3 protein-coding genes are annotated in these 8118 nt (G+C 69.2%); all 3 read right to left on the reverse strand.

The annotated features are described in order from the left end of the window. Positions 1 to 8: 8 nt before the first annotated feature. The 3 genes from AC1DK4_RS24670 to AC1DK4_RS24680 are packed head-to-tail and all read right to left on the reverse strand — an operon-like array spanning position 9 to position 8032. On the reverse strand, positions 9 to 1607 hold the full coding sequence (locus AC1DK4_RS24670; protein ID WP_441621531.1) for an efflux transporter outer membrane subunit: 1599 nt from the start codon (positions 1605 to 1607) through the stop codon (positions 9 to 11). Next, the gene (locus AC1DK4_RS24675) at positions 1608 to 4904 is read right to left on the reverse strand and encodes an efflux RND transporter permease subunit (RefSeq protein WP_441643547.1); all 3297 of its coding nucleotides are present in this window, start codon (positions 4902 to 4904) and stop codon (positions 1608 to 1610) included. It abuts the gene before it with no gap. After that, a complete protein-coding gene (locus AC1DK4_RS24680) occupies positions 4904 to 8032 on the reverse strand; it encodes an MdtB/MuxB family multidrug efflux RND transporter permease subunit (protein WP_441621533.1) in 3129 nt (1042 codons plus the stop codon). The genes AC1DK4_RS24675 and AC1DK4_RS24680 overlap by 1 nt, the downstream gene beginning before the upstream one ends. Positions 8033 to 8118: the final 86 nt, after the last annotated feature.

The raw sequence follows: 8118 nt of genomic DNA on the forward strand, positions 1-8118 counted from the left end.
GCGGGTGCCTACCGCTTCGCCGACACGGCCGCCGGCAGCGCGCCCTGCGTGCCGGCCGGCGGCGGCATATTGCCCGGTGCCGGCGGCCTGGGCAGGTCGGGCGCGTTGAGCGGCGAGGCGGGCTGCGAGGCGGGCTGCGAGGCGGGCGCCGGAACTTGCGCGCTGTCCGGCACGATATGCCAGCCGCCGCCCAGCGCCTTGATCAGCACCGCGCTGGTGGTGTACTGGCGGCCCGCGATGGTCAGGGCGGTACGCTCCGCCGTGTAGGCCGTGGTCTGCGCGGTCAGCACGTCGAGCAGGCTGGCGGTGCCGGCGCGGTAGCGGTTGTTGACCAGCGCCAGCGCGTCGCGCGCGGTACGCAGCGCATCGTTCTGCACCACGGCCTCCTGCTCGAGCAGGCGCGCGGCGGCCAGGCTGTCTTCCACTTCCTGGAAGGCGCTGAGCACGGTCTGGCGGTAATTGGCCACGGTCTGGTCGTAGGCGGCCACCGCCTGCGCCTTGGCCGCGCTGCGCAGGCCGCCGTCGAACAGCGTGCCGGCCAGCGCCGGGCCGATCGACCAGATCCGGTCCGGCAGCGACAGCCAGTGTGCCAGCGTACTGGCGGACAGGCCGCCGGTGGCCGACAGCGTCAGCGTGGGGTAATAAGCCGCCTGCGCCACGCCGATCTGCGCATTGGCCGCAGCCATGCGGCGCTCGGCCGCGGCGATGTCCGGGCGGCGCTCGAGCAGCGCCGACGGCACCACGGTGGGAACGCGCGGCACATTGACGGCGTAGTCCGTCGGCGTGACGGACAGGTCCGCGGGCGGCTTGCCGGTCAGGATGGCGATGGCGTGCTCCAGCTGCGCGCGCGTGATCTGGATGTCGATCTGCAGTGCCTGCGCGCTCTTGAGCTGGCTCTCGGACTGCAGCACATCGGAGCGTTGCGCGGTGCCGGCCGCATACTGGTTGCGCACGAGTTGCAGCGAGCGGGCGTAGTCGGCCACGGTGCGGTCCAGCGCGGCCTTCTGCTGGTCGGCGATGCGCAGCAGGAAGTAGCTCTGCGCCAGCGTGGACTGGGTCGACAGCAGGGTCGAGGCGAGATCGGCCTGGCTGGCCTGCGCGCTGGCATCACTGCTCTCCACCTGGCGGCGCACGCGGCCCCACAGGTCGATCTCCCAGCTGGCCGACAGCGTCGCGCTCTGGCCGTTGCCGATCTGGCCGTTGCTGCCGCGCGTGCGGTCCAGTCCCGCGGCAGCTCCCACGGTGGGGAAGTAGCCGGCGCGGGCGGATTGCAGCGCGGCCTGCGCCTGCCGGTATTGCGCCTCGGCCGCCTTGATGTTCTGGTTGGAGATCTGCACCTGCGACATCAGCGCATCGAGCTGCGGGTCGTTGAAGACCGACCACCAGTTGCTGCGCTCGCTCGCGTCCTGCGGCTCGGCGGGTTTCCACTGGCCCCACTGCGTGCTGTCGGCGCGCGCTTCCTTGAAGGCCGGCGTGTCGGGCGCATCGGGGCGCTTGTAATCGGGCCCCACCGCGCAGCCGGCCAGCAGCAGCGCGCAGGCCAGCGTCAGCGCGCTGGCCGGGAAGGAGGGGACAGGGATGCGGAAGAGGGTGTTCATGGATCGCATTCAGGGTTCGAGGCTGGCCGTGGCCGGGGGCACGGAAGCGCGGCGCTGGCGCCAGGCTTTTACCTTGAGGCGCCAGCGGTCCAGCGTCAGGTAGACCACGGGCGTCGTGTAGAGCGTCAGCAACTGGCTGACCAGCAGGCCGCCGACGATGGAGATGCCCAGCGGCGCGCGCAGCTCGGCGCCGTCGCCGCGGCCGATGGCCAGCGGGATGGCGCCCAGCAGGGCGGCCATGGTGGTCATCAGGATGGGCCGGAAGCGCAGCAGGCAGGCCTGGTAGATGGCCTCGCGCGGCGACAGGCCCGCGCGCCGCTCGGCATCGATGGCGAAGTCGATCATCATGATGGCGTTCTTCTTGACGATGCCGATCAGCAGGATCACGCCGATCAGCGCGATGATGCTGAAATCGGTGCCCGAAGCCAGCAGCGCCAGCAGCGCGCCCACCCCGGCCGACGGCAGCGTGGACAGGATGGTGAGCGGGTGCACATAGCTCTCGTACAGCATGCCGAGCACGATGTAGATGGTGATCAGCGCGGCCAGGATCAGCAGCGGCTGGCTCTTGAGCGAATCCTGGAAGGCCTTGGCGCTGCCCTGGAAATTGGCCTGCAGCGTCTCCGGCACGCCGATGCGCGCCATCTCAGCCTTGACCGCGTCGGTCGCCTGCGACAGCGAGACGCCCTCGGCCAGGTTGAAGGAGATGGTGGACGCGGCGAACTGGCCCTGGTGGTTCACGCCCAGCGGCGTGCTGGTGGGCGCCACGCGCGCGAAGGCCGACAGCGGGACCCGCCTGCCGCCGCCGGTGACCACGTAGACATCCTGGAGCGCATGCGGTCCCTGCAGGTACTCCGGGCTCAACTCCATCACCACGCGGTACTGGTTGAGGGGGTTGTAGATGGTGGACACCAGGCGCTGGCCGAAGGCGTCGTTGAGCACGGCATCGATCTGCTGCGCCGTGACGCCGAGCTTGGAGGCGGTGTCGCGGTCGATGGTCACCGTGGTCTGCAGGCCCTTGTCGTTGGTGTCGGTGTCGACGTCCTCCAGGCCCTTGAGGTTGGACAGCGCCGCGCGCACCTTGGGCTCCCACTCGCGCAGCACGTCGAGATCGTCGGACTGCAGCGTGAACTGGTAGGCCGAGCTGCTCTGGCGCCCGCCGATGCGGATGTCCTGCACCGAGGTCAGGAACAGGCTGGCGCCGGGCTCCTTGGCCAGCTTGCCGCGCAGGCGGGCCACGATGGCGTCGGCCGATTCGCGCTCGGAAATCGGCTTGAGCGTGACGAACATCTGGCCGGTATTGCGCTGCGAACCGCCGGTGAAGCCGGTGACATTGACCACTGCGGGATCGGACTGGACGATCTTGATGAAGTTGTCGAGCTTGATGCGCATGGCCTGGAACGAGGTGGCCTGGTCGGCGCGGATAAAGCCGATCAGGCGCCCGGTATCCTGCTGCGGAAAGAAGCCTTTGGGCACGATCGTGTAGAGCCAGACATTGAGGCCGATGGTGGCCAGCAGCACCAGCCACACCAGCGCGCCATGGCGCAGCGCCACCGCCAGCGTGCGCGCGTAGCGGTCGTGCATCCAGGTGAACACGCGCTCGCTGGCGCGGTAGAAGCGGCCCTGCCGTTCCGGGCGCACCGGCTTGAGCAGGCGCGCGCACATCATCGGCGTGGCGGTCAGCGAGACCACCAGCGACACCAGGATCGCCACCGACAGGGTGACGGCGAATTCCTGGAACAGGCGGCCGACGATGCCGCCCATCATCAGCAGCGGGATGAACACGGCGATCAGCGACAGGCTCATCGACAGCACSGTRAAGCCCACCTCGCGCGAGCCCCTCAGCGCGGCCTCGAGCGGCTTCATGCCTTCCTCGATGTGGCGGGAGATGTTCTCCAGCACCACGATGGCGTCGTCCACCACGAAGCCGGTGGCAATGGTGAGCGCCATCAGCGACAGGTTGTTCAGAGAGAAGCCTGCCAGGTACATCACCGAGAACGTGCCGATCAGCGACACCGGCACGGCTACGCTTGGGATCAGCGTGGCGCGCACATTGCGCAGGAACAGGAACACCACCATGATCACCAGCGCCACCGAGATCATCAGGGTGCGCTCCACCTCGCGCAGCGAGCCGCGGATGGTGGGCGTGCGGTCCATCATCACTTCCATCTTGATGGCCGACGGGATCATCATCTGCAGCGAGGGCAGCATCTCGTTGACGCGGTCGACGGTCTCGATGATGTTGGCGCCGGGCGAGCGGTTGAGCACCAGCAGCACCGAGGGCTGGCCGTTGGCCGAGCCGGCGTTGCGGATGTCCTGCACGGAGTCGGTCACGCGTGCCACGTCGGACAGGCGGACCGGCACCGCGAACGAGTTGGGCCCGCCGCTGCTGGTATTGCCGCCGGTGGCGCCGGACGAGATGGTGGTGGTGCCGCTGCTGGTGGTCAGCGTGGTGGTGGTCACGCCGTTGACGGTCTTGGTGCTGACACCACCGCCGGCGGTGGCGTTGGCGGTGCTGGCGATGAGCGCGCCGGCCGAGGCCGAGGAATAGGTGCCCGGCGTGGCGTAGCGGATGATCAGCGGCATGTAGTCCGCCGCCTTCATGGCCTGGTCGTTGGCGTAGACCTGCCAGTTGGTGGTGCTGTTCTCGAGCGAGCCCAGCGGGCGGTTGGCGTTGGTCGCGCTGATGGTGTTGCGCACGTCCTCGAGCGAGACGCCGTACTTGTTGAGCGCGGTCGGGTTGAGCTCCACGCGCACCGCGGGCAGCGACGAGCCGCCGATGGTCACCTGCCCCACGCCCTCGATCTGCGACAGCTTCTGCGAGAGGATCGTGGAGGCCGCGTCGTAGAGCTGCCCGCGCGTCATGGTCGGCGACGTGAGCGCGATGATCATGATCGGCGCGTCGGCCGGGTTGACCTTGCGGTAGGTGGGGTTGCTCGGCAGGCTGGTGGGCAGCGTGGCGCGCGAGGCGTTGATGGCGGCCTGCACGTCGCGCGCGGCGCCGTCGATGTCGCGCGAGAGTTCGAACTGCAGCGTGATGCGGGTCGAGCCCAGCGAGCTGCTGGAGGTGATCTCCGTCACGCCGGCGATGGCGCCGAGCGCGCGCTCCAGCGGCGTGGCCACCGTGGCGGCCATGGTCTCGGGGCTCGCGCCGGGCAGCGACGCCGACACCGAGATGGTGGGGAAGTCCACCTGCGGCAGCGGCGACACCGGCAGCAGCCGCAGCGCCGCCAGCCCCGCGAGCAGGATGCCGATGGTCAGCAGCGCGGTGGCGACCGGGCGGTGGATGAAGGTGGCCGAGAGATTCATCACGGCCTCGGCTCCCCGGCGGGCGCGCCGGTGTCGGGGTCGCCGAAGCGGCGCTGGCGCCAGTCCTTGAGGCGGCAGGCCAGGCGGTCGAAGGCCAGGTAGATCACCGGCGTGGTGAACAGCGTCAGCACCTGGCTGACCAGCAGGCCGCCCACCATGGTGACGCCCAGCGGGCGGCGCAGCTCGGAGCCGATACCGCTGCCGAGCATCAGCGGCAACGCCGCCAGCAGGGCCGCCATGGTGGTCATCAGGATCGGGCGGAAGCGCAGCAGGCAGGCCTGGAAGATCGCCTCGCGCGGCGCCATGCCGCCTTCGCGCTCGGCCTCGAGCGCGAAGTCGATCATCATGATGGCGTTCTTCTTGACGATACCGATCAGCAGGATGATGCCGATGATGGCGATGATGCCCAGGTCCTGCCCGGACACCAGCAGCGCCAGCAGCGCGCCCACGCCGGCCGATGGCAGGGTGGAGAGGATGGTCACCGGGTGGATGGTGCTTTCATACAGCACGCCCAGCACGATGTACATCGTGATGACCGCCGCCAGGATCAGCCAGAGCGTGTTGGACAGCGACGCGCGGAACGCCAGCGCCGCCCCCTGGAAGTCGGTCTGCATGGAGATCGGCAGGCCGATTTCCTTCTCGACCTTGGTGATCTTGTCGACCGCCGCGCCCAGCGACTCGCCGTGCGCGAGGTTGAACGAGATGGTGGCCGCGGGGAACTGCCCCTGGTGGTTGACCACCAGCGCGCCGGTGCGTTCGCTGATGCGCGCGAAGGCGCCCAGCGGCACCTGGCCGCCGGACGACGACGGCAGGCGCAGCTCGGCCAGCGATTGCGGGTCGGTGCGGAACTCGGGCATGGCCTCCAGCACCACGCGGTACTGGCTGGCCTGGGTAAAGATGGTCGACACCAGGCGCTGGCCGAAGGCGCTGTAGAGCGCGCTGTCGATCACCGCCGTGGTGATGCCGAAGCGCGCCGCGGCGTCGCGGTCGATATCCACGTAGGCGCGCAGGCCGTTGTTCTGCTGGTCGCTCGCCACGTCGCGCAGCTCGGGCTCCTGCTTGAGCCGCTCGACCAGGCGCGGCACCCAGGTGGCCAGCGTGGCCGGGTCCGGGTCCTGCACGGTGAACTGGTACTGGGTGCGCGAGACGCGGTCCTCGATGGTCAGGTCCTGGACCGGCTGGGTATAGAGCGAGACGCCGCCGAGCTTGTCGACCGCGGCCTGCAGGCGGCGCGTGACGTCCTCGATGGAATCGCTGCGCTCGTCCTTGGGCTTGAGGTTGATCAGCAGGCGTCCGGCGTTGAGCGTGGTGTTGGTGCCGTCCACGCCGACGAACGAGGACAGGCTTTCCACCGCCGGGTCTTCCAGCACCACCTTGGCCACCGCCTGCTGCTTGAGCTGCATGGCGGGGAAGGAGGTGGTCTGAGAGGCTTCGGTGATGCCCTGGATCACGCCGGTGTCCTGCACGGGGAAGAAGCCCTTGGGCACCACCAGGTAGAGCAGCACGGTGAGCACCAGCGTGCCGACCGCCACCAGCAGCGTGGCCGTCTGGCGGTCCAGCACCCACTCCAGCGCGCGGCCGTAGCGCGCGATCACGTTGTCGAAGAAGCGGCCGGTGGAACGGTGAAAGCGCGACAGCTTCTCTTCCGGCACATGGCGCAGCAGGCGCGCGCACATCATCGGCGTGAGCGTCAGCGACACCACCGCCGAGATCAGGATCGACACCGCCAGCGTGATGGCGAACTCGCGGAACAGCCGCCCCACCACGTCGCCCATGAACAGCAGCGGGATCAGCACGGCCACCAGCGAGAAGGTCAGCGAGATGATGGTGAAGCCGATCTGCTTGGAGCCTTTGAGCGCGGCCTCCATGGGTGAGTCGCCGTCCTCGATGTAGCGCATGATGTTCTCGATCATCACGATCGCATCGTCGACCACGAAGCCCGTGGCGATGGTCAGCGCCATCAGCGTGAGGTTGTTGATCGAGAAGCCCGCCAGGTACATCACGCCGAAGGTACCCACCAGCGACAGCGGCACCGCCACGCCCGGGATGATGGTGGCCGGCACGTTGCGCAGGAACACGAAGATCACCATCACCACCAGCGCCACCGCCAGCAGCAGTTCGAACTCCACGTCGCGCACCGAGGCGCGGATGGTGGTGGTGCGGTCGGTGAGCTGCTGCACCTTGACCGAGGCCGGCAGYGAATTCTGCAGCTGCGGCAGCAGCGCCTTGATGCGGTCCACCACCTCGATCACGTTGGCGCCGGGCTGGCGCTGGATGTTCAGCACGATGGCCGGCTTGTCGTTGGCCCAGGCCGCCAGGCGGCTGTTCTCCGGGCCGTCGACGATATTGGCCACGTCGGTGATGCGGATCGGCGCGCCGTTCTGGTAGCCGACGATGATCTGGCGGTATTCGTCGGCGGACTTGAGCTGGTCGTTGGCGTCGATGGTGGAGGCGCGCGCGGGGCCGTCGAAGCTGCCCTTGGCGCCGTTGACGTTGGCGCTGCCGATGGCGGTGCGCAGGTCGTCGATCGACATGCCGAGCGCGGCCAGCGCGGTGGGGTTGGCCTGGATGCGCACGGCCGGGCGCTGCCCGCCGCTGATGCTGACCAGGCCCACGCCCTGGAGCTGCGAGAGTTTCTGCGCCACGCGCGTGTCCACCATGTCCTGCAGCTTGGGCAGCGGCATGGTGTCCGAGGTCATGGCCAGGGTCATGATCGGCGCGTCGGCCGGGTTGACCTTGCTGTAGACCGGCGGCATCGGCAGGTCGGCCGGCAGCAGGTTGCCGCCGGCGTTGATGGCCGCCTGCACCTCTTGCTCGGCCACGTCCAGCGACAGCGTCAGCTCGAACTGCAGCGTGATCACCGAGGCGCCGCCCGAGGACGACGACGACATCTGCTTGAGGCCCGGCATCTGGCCGAACTGGCGCTCCAGCGGCGCCGTGACCGAGGAGGTCATCACGTCCGGGCTGGCGCCCGGGTAGAGCGTGGTGACCTGGATGGTCGGGTAGTCCACCTCGGGCAGCGCCGACAGCGGCAGCAGCTTGAAGGCGACCAGCCCCGACAGCAGGATGGCGAGCATCAGCAGCGCGGTGGCGACCGGCCGCTCGATGAAGAGGCGTGAGGGGTTCATGCTTCGGTGTCCTTACTGCGGCTGGCGCGGCGCCTGGCCGGCCGGAGCTGCCGGGGCGCCGCCGCCCGCGGCCGGCGCGCTGGCGC

It is taken from the genome of Cupriavidus sp. 05N38 (assembly GCF_056397345.1).